The 18,721-nt window shown below is 67.4% G+C and carries 9 protein-coding genes; 2 read left to right on the forward strand and 7 right to left on the reverse strand.

Going from position 1 to position 18,721, the window contains the following annotated elements:
• Positions 1-237: 237 nt before the first annotated feature.
• Positions 238-2,694: a glycoside hydrolase family 3 protein gene (locus VGD28_RS06020; RefSeq protein ID WP_331027425.1), complete on the reverse strand. Its 2,457-nt coding sequence runs from the start codon at positions 2,692-2,694 to the stop codon at positions 238-240.
• A 71-nt stretch (positions 2,695-2,765) separates the two neighbouring features.
• Between VGD28_RS06020 and VGD28_RS06025 the strand changes: the two genes are divergently transcribed.
• Positions 2,766-4,982: a hypothetical protein gene (locus tag VGD28_RS06025; RefSeq protein WP_331027426.1), complete on the forward strand. Its 2,217-nt coding sequence runs from the start codon at positions 2,766-2,768 to the stop codon at positions 4,980-4,982.
• A 6-nt stretch (positions 4,983-4,988) separates the two neighbouring features.
• Here the strand turns inward: VGD28_RS06025 and VGD28_RS06030 are convergent, their stop codons facing one another.
• The gene (locus tag VGD28_RS06030) at positions 4,989-6,836 is read right to left on the reverse strand and encodes a sialate O-acetylesterase (RefSeq protein ID WP_331027427.1); all 1,848 of its coding nucleotides are present in this window, start codon (positions 6,834-6,836) and stop codon (positions 4,989-4,991) included.
• Between the two features lie 110 nt (positions 6,837-6,946).
• On the opposite strand from VGD28_RS06030, the gene VGD28_RS06035 reads away from it, so the two are divergent.
• Positions 6,947-8,554, forward strand: coding sequence for an alpha-L-fucosidase (locus VGD28_RS06035; RefSeq protein WP_331027428.1), 1,608 nt, complete (start codon positions 6,947-6,949; stop codon positions 8,552-8,554).
• A gap of 42 nt (positions 8,555-8,596) precedes the next feature.
• On the opposite strand, the gene VGD28_RS06040 is transcribed toward VGD28_RS06035, so the two are convergent.
• From VGD28_RS06040 to VGD28_RS06060, 5 genes are all read right to left on the reverse strand, one after another.
• Positions 8,597-11,464 (reverse strand): TIM-barrel domain-containing protein, encoded by a 2,868-nt coding sequence (locus tag VGD28_RS06040; protein ID WP_331027429.1) that lies wholly within the window; start codon positions 11,462-11,464, stop codon positions 8,597-8,599.
• A gap of 100 nt (positions 11,465-11,564) precedes the next feature.
• Positions 11,565-13,160, reverse strand: coding sequence for a DUF5597 domain-containing protein (locus VGD28_RS06045; RefSeq protein WP_331027430.1), 1,596 nt, complete (start codon positions 13,158-13,160; stop codon positions 11,565-11,567).
• Positions 13,161-13,363: 203 nt separating this feature from the next.
• Positions 13,364-14,776, reverse strand: coding sequence for an efflux transporter outer membrane subunit (locus VGD28_RS06050; protein WP_331027431.1), 1,413 nt, complete (start codon positions 14,774-14,776; stop codon positions 13,364-13,366).
• 23 nt (positions 14,777-14,799) lie between these two features.
• Positions 14,800-17,973, reverse strand: a complete 3,174-nt coding sequence (locus VGD28_RS06055) for a multidrug efflux RND transporter permease subunit (protein WP_331027432.1) — start codon at positions 17,971-17,973, stop codon at positions 14,800-14,802.
• Between the two features lie 21 nt (positions 17,974-17,994).
• Positions 17,995-18,721, reverse strand: a 727-nt coding sequence (locus VGD28_RS06060; protein ID WP_331027433.1) for an efflux RND transporter periplasmic adaptor subunit, incomplete at its 5' end; no start/stop codon positions are given.

Below are 18,721 nucleotides of genomic sequence, written 5' to 3' on the forward strand. Positions count from 1 at the left end.
CTCTCCCCTACCAGGCCAAGCAAGCTCGGCCATTCACGCCTTCTATGGGGCGTGCATTAGCCTGTTTGATCACATCTATGCGTCGATGTCAACGATGTCAGCGAGCGCTAACAGAATTGATTGGAATGGAGCTATCTCTTTGATTTAGTACGTATTTAACCTGTTTCCAGCGCAGGGCGCCCGGTGGCGCGCAAGCTTCCGCGCTACCGACTCCTTCAAATCCGGCGGGTCCCTAACCTATTCCGGGCAGCTGCTGGCGTTCGGGTCGGACACGAGTCGCGCGTCGGCGATGGTCAGCCCGAACGGCGCCGCCGCGGTGATGCGCAACGGCGCGGCAACCTTGCTGAGCTCCGGGTTCGCCTTGGCGAAGCATTTGAGGCTCAGGGTCGCGGTCTGCCATTCGCCCGGCTTGCGGCTGAACATCGCGGTCGCGGGCAGCCCCTTGCCCGCATCGCCGTCGGGGATCGCGATCTCGACCGGCCCCGCAGGCACGGTGTCCACACGATAGACGATGCGCAGCGACAGATCGGCGTTGCTCTCGCGCGACCAGTCCATCTGCGGTCCGGCGATCGTGAACGCGGCCGGCGCGCTTCCCGACCAGACCAGCCGAATCGCCCCCTCCTGCTGCGTCGGCGAATCGACCGCGCTGCGGGCGATCCCGGCAACCGCCGGCGCGCTGAACGGCGCTGGCGCCGCGCCGCGGGCGAAGAAGACCGTCCGGTTCGACAGGCTGGCGTCGACGCCCGAGACCTCGCTCAACTTGCCGAGCGGCTTGCCCGGCGTGCGATAGTCGAGCCCGAAGCCATAGGCGAACAGCGGATCATAGCCGGGCTGGCCCGGGTTGAGCACGAACTGGCCCGCGGTCTTCGGCCAGGAGAAGCTAAGCCGCCCCTGGAAATCGTGGCGCGGCTTGCCCGCTTTGTCGCCGATCAGCACATCGGCGATGCCGCCGCCTTCGCTGCCCGGCAGCCATGCCGCGACGAACGCGTCCGATGCGTTGAGCTCGGGATTCACCCAGAGCGGGCGCCCCGACAGGAACACCGAAACGGTCGGTATGCCCGCTGCCTTGAGCTTCCGCAGCACCGCCAGCGCCTGCTTGTCGCCCGGCTCGAACTCGAGCGTGCGGATATCGCCGCGCATCTCGGCATAGGGCGCCTCGCCGAACACCACGATCGCCACATCTGGCTTGGCGGTGAAGCCGCCGTCGGGGCTGAGCGCCGCGCTGCCGCCCTGCGCGCGCACCGCCTCGTCGATCCCTTCCCAGATCGTCTGGGCGTTGGGGAAGTCGCTGCGCTGATTGCCGTCGCCCTGCCAGCTCAACGTCCAGCCGCCCGCCTGCGGCCCCATGTCGTTCGCTGCCGTGCCTGCCACCAACACCTTGGCGCTGCCCCGTACTGGAAGCAGCCTTCCCTCGTTCTTGAGCAGCACCAGCGACTTGCGCACAGCATCGCGCGCCACCGCGCGATGCTCTGGCGCGCCCATCAGTTCGGCGCGCCCGTCATAGGGGCGCGGCGCATCGAACAAGCCGAGCTTGAACTTGACACGCAGGATGCGGCGCACCGCATCATCGATCCGCGCCAACGGAATCACACCGCTCTTCGCCTGTGCCAGCGTGTTCTCGTACAGCCCTTTCCACGTATCGGGCGCCATCACCATGTCGATGCCGGCATTGATCGCGCGCGCGCAATCGGTGCCGGTGCACCCCGGAATCTGTGCATGGCCGTTCCAGTCGCTCACGACGAAACCGTCAAAGCCCATCTTGCCCTTGAGCACATCGGTCAGCATCGACTTGTTGCCGTGCATCTTCTCGCCGTTCCAGCTGTTGAACGACGCCATCACCGTCATCACCCCGGCATCGATCGCCGAGACATAGCCTTGGGCATGCGTCGCGATCAGCGTCTTCTCGTCGACTTCGGTATTGCCCTGATCGACCCCGCCGGTGGTGCCGCCATCGCCCAGGAAATGCTTGGCCGACGCGGCGACATTGCCCTTTTGGATCGTGCCCGACGCGCGCGCGCCCTGAAGCCCGTCGATCAGCGCCTTGGCATAAGCCTTCGAGATGTCGGGCTTCTCGGAATAGCCTTCATAGGCACGGCCCCAGCGATCGTCCTGCGGCACGGCGAGCGTCGGGCCGAATGCCCAGTCCATCCCCGCCGCCGCAGTCTCGACCGCGGTGATCCGGCCGATCTTCTCGATCAGCGCCGGATCGTTGGCGGCGCCGAGGCCGATATTGTGCGGGAAGATCGTCGCGCCGACGATGTTGCTGTTGCCGTGGACGGCGTCGATGCCGAAGATGTTGGGGATCGGCACATAGCCGGGCCGCTGCTCGAGCGAGACCGCGCGGAACGCCTGCGCCGAGGCGAGCCACGGCCCGATGCTCGAGCGGTCGGGCGCATTGAGCGGCGGCGAACTGCCGCCCGCGAGAATGCTGCCGAGCGGGTATTTGCGCAGATCCTCGGGCTTGATCGTCCCGATATCGGCTTGGATCAGCTGGCCGACCTTCTGCTCGATCGACAGTTTCGCAAGCAACGCGTCTATCTTCTTCTCGATCGCTGGATCGACCAGGCCCACGCTCTTGGCCGCGGGCCACAGTGCGGGATGCGCGGTCGAGGCGGGGCCGTCCTGCGCCGCGGCAAGGCCAGCGGACAACGTTGTCCCCACCAATAGCAGCAACATCGCCCGGCCTGCCTTCATGACGCTCTCCTAGGTTGATTTATCGGATCGATAGTGAAAATGTGAGCGCTACCATAATACGGGAGGAAGCCTTGTCCACTCTTTTCCGGGTCGCGCTGGGGGTCGCATCCGCCATCGCCGTCATCCTCACCACGCACGCCCCGGCGCAGGAGGCATGCCTTTCATCAGTCCCCTACCGCTGGGCGAACGTCAAGGTCGGCGGCGGTGGCTTCTCCCCCGCGGTGATCTTCAGTCGCGCGGAGCGCGGCCTTGCCTATCTGCGCACCGATATCGGCGGGGCCTATCGCTGGGACGCCAGGGCGAAAAGCTGGATCCCCCTGCAGGACGGGATGGGCGAAAGCAATTATCAGGGCATCGAGAGCATCGCCGCCGATCCGCGCAACCCCGACATCGTCTATCTGGCGGCCGGCATGTATCGCGGCGGTCCGGCGGCGATCCTGCGTTCGGCGGATCGCGGCGCTACCTGGCGAACGATTCCCGTGCCCTTCAAAATGGGCGGCAACGAACCGGGCCGCGGACTCGGTGAGCGGCTGGCGATCGACCCGAACAACCCCGCGATCCTCTATTTCGGGTCGCGCTTCGAAGGGCTGTGGCGCAGCACCGATTCGGGCGCGACGTGGAGCAAGGTCGCGGGCTTTCCGCACGCCGGCAAACCCGCCCCCGCCGAGCGGTGGAGCAGCAACGCCGGGGTCAGCTTCGTGCTGCTCGATCGCTCGAGCGCGAAGGACGGCAGGTCGCGGACCATCTACGCCGCGGTGGCCGATCTCGAGGGACAAGGTCTCTATCGCTCGATCGATGGCGGCGAGAGCTGGAGCAAGGTGCCCGGCGGTCCGAACGGGCTGATGCCGGTCAAGGGAGACATCGCCGACGATGGCCAGCTGTTCGTTGCCTACTCGAATGGGATGGGACCAACCGGCGTGTCGGGCGGCGCGGTGTGGCGACTCGCTGGCGGCCAATGGGCCGACATCACCCCCAAAGGCGGCGCGCATGGCGGCGGTTACATGGCGGTCAGCCTGGCGCACGGCACGCCCGGCACGCTGGCGGTGGCGACGATGAACGCGCACCCCGACACCGCCTATGTCTCGACCGACTGGGGCGCGACCTGGACGGACATCGGCAAGGGCAGTCGCCGAGATATCACCGCCGCGCCATGGCTGCGCTTCGATGAGAAAGAGGCCGATTTCGGCCACTGGATCGCGGGTCTTGCGATCGATCCGTTCGACGCCGGGCATATCGCCTACACCACCGGCGCGACCGTCTATGCGACCGACGGCTGGCGCACCGGCCTGTGGAAGCCCTGGACCGACGGGGTCGAGGAGACCGCGATCGTCTCGCTCGCCAGCCCGACCGGCGGCGCCAAGCTGATCTCCGGCTTCGGCGACATCGCCGGGTTCGTGCACGACGATTTCGCGGTCTCGCCGTCCGCCATGCACCTCAACCCGCATCTCGTGACCACGATCAATCTGGATTACGCCGGGCAGGCGCCCGCCATCATGGTCCGCAGCGGGCGCGTGCACCAAGGGCAGAAGACCGAGGCGACGCTCGCGCTGTCCAGGGATGGCGGACGGTCCTGGAAGCCGGTCCTGCTCCCGCCCTATGCCGAGGCCGGAGAGAGCGAGGTCAAGCGCCACGATCTGTTGAAGACCCCTGCGATCACCGTCTCCGCCGATGGCGCGGTGCTCGCGGTAGCGACGCCGACCCCGTTCTTCTCGCACGATGGAGGCCTCAGCTGGGCTTCGGGCCTCAATGCACCTCGCGAGACCCGTGCGGTGGCGGACAAGGTCGACCCCAAACGCTTCTACATGCTCGACTTCAACTCTGCGAAGCTGTTCGTCAGCAATGATGGCGGGCGCACGTTCCGCGCCGCCGCGACCTTGCCCGGCGATCTGTCGAAGGCGCGCACCTTCAATGTCGAGACGCCCTGGCCGCTGATCGCGTCGCCCTTTGACGCGGGCGATCTGTGGCTCAACATTGGCGGCACGCTCCACCGCAGCCGCGACGGAGGGCGCAGCTTCGCCGTTCAGAGCAGGGGGCTGGAGATCAAGCGCTTCGCGCTCGGCAAGCCTGCGCAAGGCTCGACGGAACCGACGCTCTTCGCCTTCGGCACGCAAGCCGACGTCACCGGCATCTGGCGATCGACCGACGCCGGCAAGAGCTGGCTGCGGGTCAATGACGACGCCAATCAATGGGGCAACCGGATCCGCGTGATCGAGGGCGACCCGCGGATCTTCGGCCGGGTCTATGTCGGCACCGACGGGCGCGGTCTGCTCTATGGCGAGCCGCGCTGAGCGGGTTCAGGGCAGCGCAATCTCGAACGGCGTCACCGGCAGCCCATCGCCATCGTAGAGATTGGCGATCGGGCTGTCGGCCCAGAGATAGCGCAGCCTGGCATCGCCGGATGCGGCATCGACGAGGACGGTGGAGGGATCGGCCAGCCGCGCCGTGACGAAGCGGCACCCGCCTGCGCCGCATGCCTCGAAGCCGAGCGGCCCGGCGCCGCCGATCACCTGCAGCGGACGGTCGAACCGCAGCCGGATCTTGTCCCCGTCGCGCGCTGCCGCCGGCAGCTGCGCATTGCTCGCACCCTCCATGGCCAATGCCAGGCGCAGGCCGATGGTCTTCTTATCGGTCGGGTGGATGTCGCGCGGATCGCCGACATCGATCGCCACCGCCATGCCCGCATCGCGATCTGCTGCGACGGTCGAGCGCTGCGCCTCCCGCAGCGCTGCCCAGGCGGAATCGATCGGCTTGCTCTGCATTGGCCCGAAATTGGCCAGCTGGACAAGCGCGAAGCGCCTTGTCGAGAAGCGTCCGCGCCAGTCGGCGATCAGCGATGGCAACAGTTTCGCATAGCCCGCCGGATCCCCGACATTGGCCTCGCCCTGATACCAGGCGATCCCGGCAAGTGGGATGCGGCCGATCGGTGCGATCATGCCGTTGTAGAGCGTCGTCAGACCGTTCGCCCCGACCCAAGGGACATAGGGCGCCGGTCCGGTATCGCGCACGTCCGCTCCCCGTTGGAATTGCCAGCGGCCAGTGAGCGGAATCGAGCTGCCGTCATCCAGCTCGATCCGGCGCGGCGTGGTGCCCCACATCCCGCCCCCGCCCCCGGTATCGATGACGCGTACCTGGATGCGGTTGGCCCCGGCGCGAAGCTGGCCGGAGGCGAGCGCATAGCTTCGTTGGTTGGTCCAGCCGGTCGTGCTGCCGATCACCGCGCCATTGATCAGCGTCTGATCGAAATCATCGACCGCGCCCAGATGGATGTGCCGTGCGCGCCGTGCCTGGTCAGCCGTCAGTGTCACTTCGCTGGTGTAGGCCCCAGCGCCGTCAAAGGACGCCAGGTCCGATACGCCCCACTCTTCCCAGAACCGGTTGGGATCGGCCGGGATGGGTGCTTCGAGTTTCGCAGTTGCGCGCCTGAAATAGGCATCGAGTTGCTTGTCCAGCCAGCGTTGCGCAGCGGTGGGATCGGTGCCGCGCAATGCCAGCATTGCCAGGCCGTCGTCGAAACCGCCGTTGCGGCGCAAGCCGGCCTCGCTCAACCAGTCCTGGATGATCGAACCGCCCCAGGAGGCCGCGATCAGCCCGACCGGCACCTTGCGAAGGCGCTGCAGTTCCGCGCCCATGAACCAGCAGGCGGCTGAGAAATCGCGCGCACTGTCCGGGGCGGACAGCTGCCAAGTGACAGGCGACGAGAACTGTGCCTGTGGCGTTGGGCTGCTCTGCCGCGGCACATTAAACAGGCGAAGCGCCGGGTTGGTGCTCGCGCCGACCGCGCTATCCGCATTCGTCGCGACGCGGAGCGTGAACTCCATGTTCGACTGGCCCGAGCAGAGGAACACGTCGCCCACCGCGACATCGGCGAGCCGCAGCGTTTCACCGCTCGACTGCACCGTGAGCGAAGTCGAAGCCAGCGCCCGACGGCCGGGCAGCTCGATCCGCCACCGTCCCGTGGCATCGGCCCGGCCAGCGACCGCCGGCGAATCGCCGAGTTGGGCCGACACTTCGGCACCCGGCGCGGCGCTCCCCTCGACCGGCACAGGGCGATCGCGCTGCAGCACCATATGATCGGAGAAGACCGGCGCGAGCCTGAGCGTTTGCGCCCCCGCCGGGGTCGCCGCCGCAAGCATCATTGCCATTACGGTGGCGCAATCTCGCATCGTCATCACAATCCTCTCTCGATCTCGTGTTGTGATAGCGCTATCATACTGATCGGGTTGTGCAAGCCGCGACCGGAGGAGGGGGCAAGATGGTGACAAGACGCAGCCTGTTGGCCGGAGGCGCTGCGGCGTTCACCGCCGGTGTTTCGCACGGGCGTGAAGCGCGCGCCGCGGGTCCGGTGCGCCCCGACTGGACCTCGCTTGCCGAACACTTTCGCAGCCCCGACTGGTTCCGCGACGCGAAGCTTGGCCTGTGGTCGCATTGGGGGCCGCAATGCGTCCCCGAGTTCGGCGACTGGTATGCCCGGAAGATGTATGTCCAAGGGGATCCGTTCTACGAGCATCACCTGCGCACCTATGGCCATCCGTCGAAATTCGGCTTCATGGAGTTCATTCCGCGCTGGAAGGCGGACAGGTGGCAGCCCGAGGCGCTGGTGACGAAATACAAGGCCGCGGGCGCGAAGTACATCGTGTCGATGGCGAACCACCATGACAATCTCGACATGTTCGCCAGCTCGCACCACCCCTGGAACACCACGCGGGTGGGGCCGAAGCGCGACATCGTCGGCACCTGGGAACGCGCGGTGCGCGCCGCGGGCCTGCGGTTCGGCGTATCCAACCACGGCTCGCATGCCTGGCATTGGTGGCAGGCGGCCTATGGCTATGATGCCGAGGGTCCGATGAAGGGCGTCCGCTACGATGCCTTCCGCCTGCGCAAGGCCGATGGCGCGGGCAAATGGTGGGCCGGCCTCGACCCCCAGCAACTCTATACCGGCCCGTCGATGGTGATCCCCGACGGCATCGCCAGCATCGCGGCGATGGACGCCTGGCACGAGGCCAATGACCGCCAGTGGCTGGAGACAATCCCCGCAAACAATCCCGGCTTCGCGCCCAACTGGCTCGCGCGGCAGAAGGAGCTGGTCGAGAAGTACCGGCCTGACCTTGTCTATATGGACAATTACGGCCTGCCGCTCGAGCGCTTCGGGCTCGAGGCGGCGGCGCATTACTACAACCGGTCGATCGCCGCACATGGCGCAGTCGATGTAGTGCTGACCGGCAAGAAGCTCTCCGCCGAGCAGCGGCGCGCGATCACCGATGACGTCGAGCGCGGCTTCGTCGAGGGCATCCGCGCCGAGCCGTGGCAGACCTGCACCTGCATCGGCCAATGGCACTACGACCGCGGCCTTTACGAACGGAAGGGATACAAGAGCGCGAAGCAGGTGATCCAGCGGCTGCTCGACGTGGTGTCGAAGAACGGCAATCTACTTCTCTCCATCCCCCAGCGCGGCGACGGCAGCATTGATGATGAAGAAGAGAAAGTCCTCGACGGCATGACCCGCTGGATGACGGTGAATGCCGAGGCGATTCACGGCAGCCGCCCGTGGCATCGCTATGGCGAGGGCCCCGCGCGGCTGGGCGTAGGGATGCACAATGAGGACCGAGCCTCGACCTTCTCCGCCGCCGACATCCGCTTCACCACCCGTGGCGGCACGCTCTATGCGGCGTTTCTCGACTGGCCGCAGGCGCCGGTAACGATCGCCTCGCTTGCGGGCGTGGCGATCGAGCGGGTGACGCTGCTGGGCGGCGGTGCGCTTGATTCCCAGCGGACCGATGCGGGACTGCGCCTCACCCTTCCCCCGCCCGGTCCCGGCGCGTTCGTACCCGTCCTGCGGATCGAAGGCGGCGGGATCGCCTGAGGGGGACCCCGCCGCCGGCACGCACTGGCGGCGGGTGGCGGCTCAGGGCCGCTTTGCCGTGAGCGTCCCCCCCGAATAGGTGAGCGGCGCGGACAGGCCGTCGGTGCCGTCGATCCCGCTGCCGTCCTTCATCCAGCGCACGATGATCTGGCGGCTGGCGACCATCCCCCTGTAGCTACCCTGGCGCGCACCGATGGTGAGCGTGCCGGTGGCGTCGTCATAGACGAAGGGGATGCGGCTGAACCCGCCCTTCTCGAACGCATGACTGCGACCGTCATCCTCGTAGAGCGAGAAGCTGCCGTTCGCGCCCGGATAGACCAGGATCGTCAGCGGCGCGTCCGGTTTCTCGTCAGTGTACTGCATCACCGGCCCGGTCGGCACGATGCTGCCCGCGCGAACATAGACCGGGATCACCTCCGCGGGCGCGTCGGTCTTCACCGTTTGTCCGCCGCGCTCGCGCTTGCCGCTGTCGAGGTTGAACCAGTCGGATCCGGCGGGGAGATAGACGTCGCGGCTGCGCGCCCTGAACTGCGTTACCGGGGTGACGAGCAGCGAGGGACCGAACAGATACTGGTCGCCGATGTCGCGCGTCTTGGGGTCGGTCGGGAAATCCATCACAAGCCCGCGCATGATGCTGCCGTCCTTCTGGTAGGTGTCGGCAGCGAGCGTGTAGATATAGGGCATCAGGCGATAGCGCAGCTGCGCATAGCGGATCAGCGCATCGCGCACCGGCGAGCCTGCGGGCGCGATGTTGTAGGTCTCGCGATACGGGAACTCGCCGTGGCTGCGGAACGCCGGGGTGAAGGCGCCGAACTGGAACCAGCGCAGATACAACTCGCGCCACTCATCGACATGCGCGGGATCCTGCTTGGTGAAGCGATCCTCGAGCGCGAAGCCGCCAATGTCGTGCGACCAGTTGGGAATGCCGGTCATCGAGAAGTTGATCCCGGCCGGGATCTGCTCGCGCAAATCGTCCCAGCGGCTGGCGATGTCGCCCGACCAGATCGTTGCTCCGGTGCGCTGGATGCCGCCAAAGGCGGAGCGAGAGAGGATGTACGGCCGCACATCGGGCCGCATCGCGCGCTGGCCCTGATAGACGCCCTCGTTATGGGGCAGCGAGAAGCTGTTGTAGAATTCCCCGCCTGGGCCCCGCGCGGTCGGACCCATGATCCAGGCGCGTTCCTCGGGCGAGAGGTTGGAGTGCATGTCGGGCTCGTTGGCGTCGAGCCACCAGCCGTCGACGCCGAGCACCGCGAGCCGTTCCTTGACCTGCCGCCAGAAGATCGCGCGTGCCTTGGGATTGTACGGGTCGTAGTCGGTGTTGAGATAGCCCGGCCCCACCCAGTCCTTGTTCCCCATCGTGATGTTGCGCGTGTAAACGCCGCCCGCGGCCGCCAGCTCCTTGTAGGTGTCGGTGGTCGGATAGAATTTGGGCCAGACCGAGATCATGAAGTTGGCATGCTGCTTGTGCAGCGTGTCGATCATCCCCTTGGGGTCGGGGAAGCGCTTGGGCTCGAGCCGGTGGCTGCCCCAGTCGTCGTCGCGCCAGTAGCGCCAGTCGAGCACGATGTTGTCGAGCGGGATCTTGAGGTCGCGATAGGTCTTCACGACATCCAGGATTTCCTGCTGCGTGTCATAGCGCTGGCGGCTCTGCCAGAAGCCATAGGCCCATTTGGGCTGCATCGCCGCCTTGCCGGTGAGCTTGCGATAGCCCGCGATCACCCCGTCCATGTCCTTGCCCGCGACGACATAATAGTCGATCGCATGCGCCAGATCGGAGGTCAGGGTGAGCGAGTGCCGCTCCGCCTCGGGCAGCGGATCGCTGTGGTGGAGCGACATATAGCCGGCATTCGGCTCCCATTCGATGCGGATCGCGACCGGCTTGCCCGCGGTCATCGGCACGTCGAAATTATGGTACCAGGGGTGCCAGTTCTGCCGCCAGCGGTCCATCACCAGCTTGCCGTCGACATAGAGCTTGAAGTAGCTCGACCCGTAGAGGCGAAAGCGGTGCAGCCCGCTCTTGTCCGCCGTCACGTTCGCCGACCATTCGACGCGCTGCGTCTCGACCGCATTGCCCGCGGTGTTCTGCCCGCCGGTCGCCGCGACCGTCTTCGCCTTGGCGTCCGCCGGCCAGTTCTTGAGGTCGCGGATATGCTGGTAGTTGATCGTCTGCTCGCTCTGCGACACCGCGAGCCGGTCGCCCAGATAATAGCGCGCGTCCCAGCCGGGGCGGCCATCCTTGCCCTCGACCCGCAGGCTGTCGCCCGGCGCGCCGGCGAGCGTATAGGGCTTGGGATTCCCGAAACGGCTGATGCCGTTATTGTCCCACAGCAGCCCGTAGTTGCGCGTCGAGACGACGAACGGCACCGCGGCGACGAAGTTGTACTGGGCGAGCTCGACATCCTCGCCATTATAGTTGAACTGCCCGTTCTGGTGCTGGCCGAGGCCGTAGAAGCCCTCGTCGGTGCCGCGGTTGAACTGCTGGGTCACCGCGACGTAATTCTGCCCCTCGGCATGGGCGGGGCGGAAGCTGCCGCTCGCCGCTTCAGTGAGGATCGCCCTGCCGGACGCGTCGCGGAACGAGACGTTGCCGTCCGCCAGCCGCACTGTGGCCGACAGCGCCGGGGTCGCCAGCGTGACGCTGCCGTTGGCCTCGGTCACCGTGAAGCCCTGCGTCACCGGCGCGGCGATCACCTGAAGGCTTTCGGGCAGCTTCGGCGCCGCGGAATCGCTTTCGGTGACGCGGATCAGCCCGTCGCCATAGACCTGCAGCGCGACATGCTTCTCGGTGCCGCCCGCCGGGGCGACGACGATGCCGGTGCCGGTCTTGCGCCAGCCCTCCGTGGACTGGGCCGCAGCGGGCACCGACAACGCTATCATGCTGGCGCTCAGCAAGGCGGCAATCTTCATCGTCTCTCTCCGGTAATCTCTTGGTTCAGCATTCAAATGTCAGCATGCGCTCAGCCCGTGCCAGGCGCCTAAAACTCGTCATCGCGGTCGGCATGGCGCCTCAGCGATAGGTGCCCATCGTCACCTTCAGCAGCACCGGCTGCGCGGTGAAGTTGAAGCCATAGTCGATCTGGTCGCCGTTCCAGCGGCGGCGCATCGTCCATTTGCCGTCGACGTAGCTGCCCTCCTCCGCGCTGATCAGCTGAACCTGCTCGCCCGGCTTGGCATCGGCCAGCGCGATGCGGACACGGACATGGCTCCCGCTCAGCAGGAAGGTGTCGGGCGCGAGCTGCGCGACGACCATGCCGCCCACCGGAGCATCCGCGTCGGGATGAGCATCCACCTTGGTCCAGCTCGACCAGCTCGGCTCGCCCATCTGCCACAGCCCATATTCGGCGGAAATGCGCCAGCGGCCCATCACCTTCGACTGGTCCTTCGCGCCCTTGGCGACGCCCCAGACCGGCTTCTCGAACGCGATTCGCGCCCACTCGCGCTGGTTGGCCGCGAACAGGCGATAGGGCGCACTGAACGCATCGAGCGTCGCCGGATCAAATTCCTTGGCACCAAGCGGGTAGTTGAAGAAGCCGGTCGCATCCATGCCGAACGGCGCGAAACCGATCGCGCCGCGGCCCAGCGCGGGCCAGATGAAGCGGGCGAAGTCGCGCGCGTTGCCGATCTCCGGCACCATCAGCGCATTGTCGGGCCGTGCATATTTGTCGAGAAAGGCGGTGACCGCCAACGGATCGCGGCCATAGATGTCGGGCGCAAGCAAGTCGATATTGGGGGCGGCCGCCTTCCACACCGGAATGACGTTCCAGTTGGGCCCGCCCGATGGGCCGACATTGCCGCCCTCGTCCGTGAATGCGTCGCCCAGCGCGGCGTTGACATACATCGGCAGCGGATGCGCCGCCTTGCCCGCCTTGGCGATCGCATCGATGTAGCGGGCGAGGTGCCAGGTCTGGAAGAACTGCTCGGCGCGCTTGCCGAACAGCGCCGTCCACGTCCCCGCCGGCTTGCCCAGCGCGCGCGCAAGCTCGGCAGGCACCTGCCCGTTGAACAGCCGGTCCGCCTCGGGCGAATGATCGCGCGCGAGGCCATAGCTTCCCGCCTCATTCTCGGGCTGCACCATGATCACGGTCCCTGCCTGGTCGATCCCGGCAAGGTGCTGCATCAGCGCCACAAAGGCGCGCTTGTCAGCCTCAAGCGTGTTGGTGCCGTGCGGGCTCAGCGCATAGTGCAGCGTTCCATCGGGCTTGCGCATCCGCGGGAAGCGGCGGGTGTCGCGCTTCACCCATTCGGGCGCGTAGCTGGCGCCGGTATTCTTCCACGTCGCGAACCACAGCAGCACGACGCGCAGCTTGCGTGCCCGCGCCTGCCGCACCAGCTCGTCCACGAACGAGAAGTCGAACTTGCCCTCCTCGGCCTCGACCTGCTCCCAGGCGACCGGCACCTCGACGGTGTTGGCGTGCATCCGCTCGATCACCGGCCAAACCTCGTCGAGTATCGCGGGATAGTTGCTCGAATTATTGACCTGGGCGCCCAGCACCAGAAAGGGCGCGCCATCGACGATCAGCGCATGCTTGCCGTTGCGGGTCTCGAGCCGGGGGAGTTCGTCGGCGTGCACGGTCAGGCTCGCGATCAAGGCCGCGGCCGCCAAGCACGCACGCGCCAGCTTGGCCGTTATGCCGTTCGAGCCGCGTCCGTGATCCGCCAAAGCTACCTCCCCCGGAATCGGCGCCCTTGTCGCACGCCGTTTTCAGATGTTCGATGGTAGCGGTATCATTTCCAATTTGATCTGTCTATTGTCTGATAAAACGGGGCGCGGCGCTCTACCACGGCGCTCCGTCAATGCCGCGGCGATCAACTGCTCGCGCGACCCCATCCCCCTGCCAGCGCCTTGAACAGGTTGATCTGCGCGGTCGCGATGCCCGCATCGATAGCCGCCAGCTCGGCCTCCGCCTCGGCGAAGCTGCGCTCGGCGTCGAGCAGGACGAGGCCGTCGACCTGCCCCTCGCGCTGCTGCGCACGGACGATGCGTGCGGCTTTCTCCGCAGCGTCGCGCGCCGCCTGAAGCGCGATTCGCCGGTCGAGCGTGCGGGCATAGACCGACAGCGCCGTCTCGGTCTCCTGCAGCGCGCGCAGCACGGTGCCGTCGAACTCGGCGAGCGCCGCGCGGCTGTCCGCCTCCGCCCCGGCAACGCGGGCTCTTGCTCGCTCGTGATCCGTGAACGACCAGCTCAGCAACGATCCCAACAGCCAGCGGAGGGGGCCGCCACCAAAGACGTCGCCGATATCGGGTCCGGTCGAGCCGATCGACGCGCCGAAGGTGATGCGCGGATAGAGGTCCGCGGTCGCCACGCCGATCCGCGCGGTGTTCGCGGCAAGGCGGCGCTCGGCGGCGCGCACGTCCGGACGGCGGGCGAGCAGCGCCGCGCCGTCGCCGACCGGGATCGGCTGGTCGAGCCGCAAGGTCGCGACGCGCTGCGCGGCGATCTGCGGCAGATCCGCGGGCGCACGGCCGGTGAGCGTGGCGAGACGGAACAGCGCCGCATCGCGCTCCGCCGCGAGCGCGGGGATGTCGGCGCGGCGCTGGTTGCGCAGCGTCGCGATCCGCGCGGTGTCGAGGCTGGTGGTCAGCCCGACCTCGCGCCGCCGCTCGGTCAGTCCGAGCGAGCGGTCGAGCAGCGCAACGATGCGTTCGGCGACCGCGATCCGCTCGGCGGCAGCGGCGGCGTCGGCATAGGCGCGCGCGGTCTCGGCGGTGATCGCGACGTGCACCGCCTCGACATCGGCCTCCGCCGCACCGAGATCGCCCCGCGCTGCCTCCACACCGCGCGACACGCGGCCGAACAGATCGACCTCGTACGCGACGTCGAGTCCGGCATCGATCGACCAGTCCTCACGCCGCATACCCGGCGGGCGCTGCAGCGCGGGTGTACGACCATAGTTCGCCCCGGCGCTGACACCGACATCGGGCAGGCGATCGGTCTTGATCTCGCGCAACGCGGCGCGCGCCTTGTCGAGGCGGGCGACTGCGACGCGGATGTCGGTGTTCGCCGCCTGGGCGTCGGCGATCAGCTGGTCGAGCACCGGGTCGTCGTAGAGCTTCCACCACGCGCCCTGCACCGGCGCCAGCGGATCGACCGCAGGGCTGGTGGCAGCGACGAACTTGCCCGCCGCGGCCGAGGGCGTCTGGGGAGCGGCATAGTCGGGGCCGGTGGCGCAGGCGGCGAGCGCCAGCGCCGACGCGGCGGTCATCAGATTGCGAAGCATGATTTGCTCCTTTCTCGTTCAGTTCACTCGGCGGGCTGCACTTGCGCCATCGGAGCACCGCCGCCGCGCGGGCGACGGAGCCGGTCGGCGAGCGCGCGGCACACAACGTAGAAGGTCGGGGTGAAGATCAGGCCGAAGGCGGTGACGCCGATCATGCCGTAGAACACCGCCGTGCCCAGCGCCTGACGCAGCTCCCAGCCCGGACCCGACGCCGTCACCAGCGGCAGCACGCCCAGGATGAAGGCGAAGCTGGTCATCAGGATCGGCCGCAGCCGCACCCGTGCCGCCTCGACCGCCGCCTGCAGCGCGGTGGCGCCGCGTTCCTCGGCCTGCTTGGCGAATTCGACGATCAGGATCGCGTTCTTCGCGGCGAGGCCGATCAGCACGATCAGGCCGATCTGGGTCAGGATGTTGTTGTCCAGCCCCCGGAAATTGACGCCCAGCATCGCGGCCAGCAGCGTCATCGGCACGATAAGGATGATCGAGATCGGCAGCATCAGGCTTTCGAACTGCGCGGCCAGCACCAGGAAGACGAACACCACCGACAGCGCGAAGATCAGCGCCGCGATATTGCCCGCCGCCTTCTGCTGGAAGGCGAGGTCGGTCCACTCCGCGGTGAAGCCCTGCGGCAGATCCTTGGCGATCACCTCCATCCGCGCCAACGCCTGGCCGGTCGAATAGCCGGGCGCGGTGTCGCCATCGACCTCGACCGCGGGGAAGAGGTTGTAGCGGGTGACGCGATACGGGCCGGTGCGGTCCTCGAAGGTCGCAACGGCGCCGATCGGCACCATCCCGCCCGCGTTGGAGCGCGTCTTGAGCTGAGCGATGTCGGCCGGATCGTCACGGAACTGCGCATCCGCCTGCGCGGTCACGCGGAAGGTGCGGCCGAGCAGGTTGAAATCGTTGACGTAGGACGAGCCGAGATAGACCTGCATCGCCTCGAACACGCGGCTCGCGGGGACGCCGAGCATGTCGGACTTGGCGCGGTCGATGTCCGCATAGATGCGCGGGGTCGCGGTGTTGTAGAGCGTGAAGACGTTGGCGAGTTCCTTGCTCTTGTGCGCCTCCCCGATCACGCCGCCGGCGGCCTGCTCGAGCGCCTGGTAGCCGGCATCGCTGCGGTCCTGCACCATCATGCGATAGCCGCCGCCATTGCCGACGCCCTGGATGACGGGCGGCGGGATGACGAACACGAACGCCTCGTTCATGTCGGCGAGCGCGGCGCGCATGTCGTTCTCGATGTTGAGCTCGGTCCGGTCGGTGCCGGCGCGCTCCTCGAACGGCTTGAAGGTGACATAGGCGGCCGCGGCGTTCGACGCCTGGGTGCCCGACGCGCCGTCAAAGCCCGAGAACATCACCGCCGCCTCGGTGCCGGGCACTTCGAGCAGCTTCTTCACCGCCTTCTTGAGCACGCGGTCGGTCTCCTCGATCGAGCTGCCCGGGGGCAGCTGGATCGCGGCGAGCGCATAGCCTTGATCCTGCGCGGGGATGAACCCGGCCGGGGTTGCGGTGAAGATCAGCCCGGTGGCGACGACAAGGCCGCCATAGATCGCGAACATCCGCTTGGGCGCCGACGCGAAACGGCGGGTGATGTTGGCGTACCAGTTACCCAGCCGGTCGAAGTTGCGGTTGAACCAGTCGCCCGCGCGCCACGCCACGCGCCGCCAGCCGCTGGCGGGCGCCTCCTCTGCCTTGGGACGGAGCAGCAGGGCGGCGAGGGCGGGCGACAAGGTGAGCGAGAGGATCAGCGATATGATCGTCGCGGCCGAGATCGTCACCGCGAACTGGCGGTAGAACTCACCGGTGATCCCGGTGAGGAAGGTGGTCGGCACGAACACCGCGCAGAGCACCAGCACGATCGCGACCAGCGCCGCCGACACCTCGTCCATCGACTTGTGCGCCGCTTCGCGCGGCGACAGGCCGTGCTCGAGGTTGCGCTCGACATTCTCCACCACGACGATCGCGTCGTCGACGACGATGCCGATGGCGAGCACCAGGCCGAACATCGACAGGGTGTTGAGCGAGTAGCCGAGCGCCGCCAGCACCGCGAAGGCACCGATCAGCGAGACGGGAATGGCAACGATCGGGATGATCGCGGCGCGCCAGCTCTGGAGAAAGACCAGGATGACGAGGACGACGAGCAGCACCGCCTCAAACAACGTCTCCACCACCGCGTCCATCGATTCGCTGATGAACTCGGTCGGGTTCCAGATGATCCGGTATTCGAGCCCCTTGGGGAAGCTCTGCGACGCCGCCGCCAGCTCGGCCTTGACGCCCTCCGCCGCGGCGAGCGCATTGGTGCCCGGCCGCTGGGTGATCCCCATGATGATCGAGTCCTGGCCCGAGAGATAGGCGTTGACGCCATAATCCTCGGCGCCGAGCTCGACGCGCGCCACGTCGCGGACGCGGGTGATCGCGCCCGACGGATCGGTGCGGACGATGATGTCGGCGAACTCGTCGGCGGTCTTGAAGCGGCCCTGAGTCTCGACGCTGAGCTGCTGCGCGGCGCCGGTGTCGAACGGCGGCTGGCCAACCACGCCGGCCGCGACCTGCACGTTCTGCGAGCGCAGCGCCGAGACCACCTCGCCGGCGGTGAGGCCGAGGGTCGAGGCTCGGCCGGGGTCGATCCACACCCGCATGGCATAGTCACGGGCGCCGAAAATCTGCACGTCGCCGATGCCCTCGACCCGCGACAGCCGGTCCTTCAAGTGGGTCAGCGCATAGTTGGAAACATAGCTGCGATCCAATGAGCCGTCGGGCGACAGAACATTGACCGCCATCAGCCAGGACGGCGAGGTCTTGCGCACCACCACGCCCTGCCGCCGCACTTCCTCCGGCAAGCTCGGCTCGGCCAGCGCGACGCGGTTCTGGACCAGCACCTGCGCCGTATCGAGGTCGGTCCCGAGCTTGAAGGTGACGGTGACCGTCAGCCGCCCGTCGCCGGTCGATTGCGACGACTGGTAGAGCATATTGTCGACGCCGTTGATCTGCTGCTCGATCGGCGCCGCGACGGTGTCGGCGACCGTTTCGGCCGAGGCGCCGGGATAGGCTGTGCTGACGGTCACTGTCGGCGGGACGATGTCGGGGAATTGCGAGACCGGCAGGCCGACATAGGCGAACGCCCCGACGATCGTGATGATGATCGCGATGACGCCGGCAAAGATCGGGCGCCGGATGAAGAAATGGCTGAAGCGCATGGCTGTTGCCCCCGATGGGTTCTAGTTGGCCAGCGTCGCTTGCGAAGCGCTGGGCGATGAGGGCGGAGGCGCGGCCGCAGCGGCCACTTCCGTCGGCTTGATCTGGGTGACGCGCGGATTGACCTTGGCGCCGGGCATGGCGAATTGCACGCCCTGCACGATCACCCGATCGGCCTTGGTGATGCCGGAGCGGATCACGCGCAGGCCGCCCACCAGCGGACCGGTCTCGACCGGCTTGGCCGCGACCGTGTTGTCCTTGCCGACGGTCAGCAGGATCTTGCGGGCCTGGTCGGTACGGACCGCGGCATCGGGGACCAGCACCGCCGTGGTGGTGCCGCCGTCGGCCAACCGCATATTGCCGAACATGCCGGGCGCCAGGAAGTAGTTGGGGTTGGGCACCACGGCGCGGGCGCGGATCGTCCCGCTGTTCTGGGCGATGCCATTGTCGGTGAAGTCGAGCCGGCCCTTCCAGTTATAGGATGCCTCGTCCTGCAGCCGGATCTCGGCGGCCTGCCCGGGCGCTTCGCCGGCCCGGCGCTGGCGCGCGGTCTTCAGGAACAGCGATTCGGGGACGTCGAAGCTGAAGTAGATCGGGTCGAGCGCGTTGATCGTGGTCAGCAGCGTCTCGCCGGTGGCGACCAGATTGCCCGGGTCGACCCGCCGGTCGGAGACCTTGCCGCCGATCGGCGCCCGGACCGATGCGAATTCGACGTCGAGCTGCCGCGAACGGACCCGGGCCTGGGCCGCG

Source organism: Sphingomonas sp. (assembly GCF_036402235.1).
Lineage (GTDB): Bacteria > Pseudomonadota > Alphaproteobacteria > Sphingomonadales > Sphingomonadaceae > Sphingomonas.

What these genes read in the sequence shown, in the direction of transcription:
- VGD28_RS06020 (WP_331027425.1), bottom strand. Translation starts at nt 2,694, where the DNA reads ATGAAGGCAGGCCGGGCGATGTTGCTGCTATTGGTGGGGACAACGTTG.
- VGD28_RS06030 (WP_331027427.1), bottom strand. Translation starts at nt 6,836, where the DNA reads ATGGCAATGATGCTTGCGGCGGCGACCCCGGCGGGGGCGCAAACGCTC.
- VGD28_RS06035 (WP_331027428.1), top strand. Translation starts at nt 6,947, where the DNA reads ATGGTGACAAGACGCAGCCTGTTGGCCGGAGGCGCTGCGGCGTTCACC.
- VGD28_RS06040 (WP_331027429.1), bottom strand. Translation starts at nt 11,464, where the DNA reads ATGAAGATTGCCGCCTTGCTGAGCGCCAGCATGATAGCGTTGTCGGTG.
- VGD28_RS06050 (WP_331027431.1), bottom strand. Translation starts at nt 14,776, where the DNA reads ATGCTTCGCAATCTGATGACCGCCGCGTCGGCGCTGGCGCTCGCCGCC.
- VGD28_RS06055 (WP_331027432.1), bottom strand. Translation starts at nt 17,973, where the DNA reads ATGCGCTTCAGCCATTTCTTCATCCGGCGCCCGATCTTTGCCGGCGTC.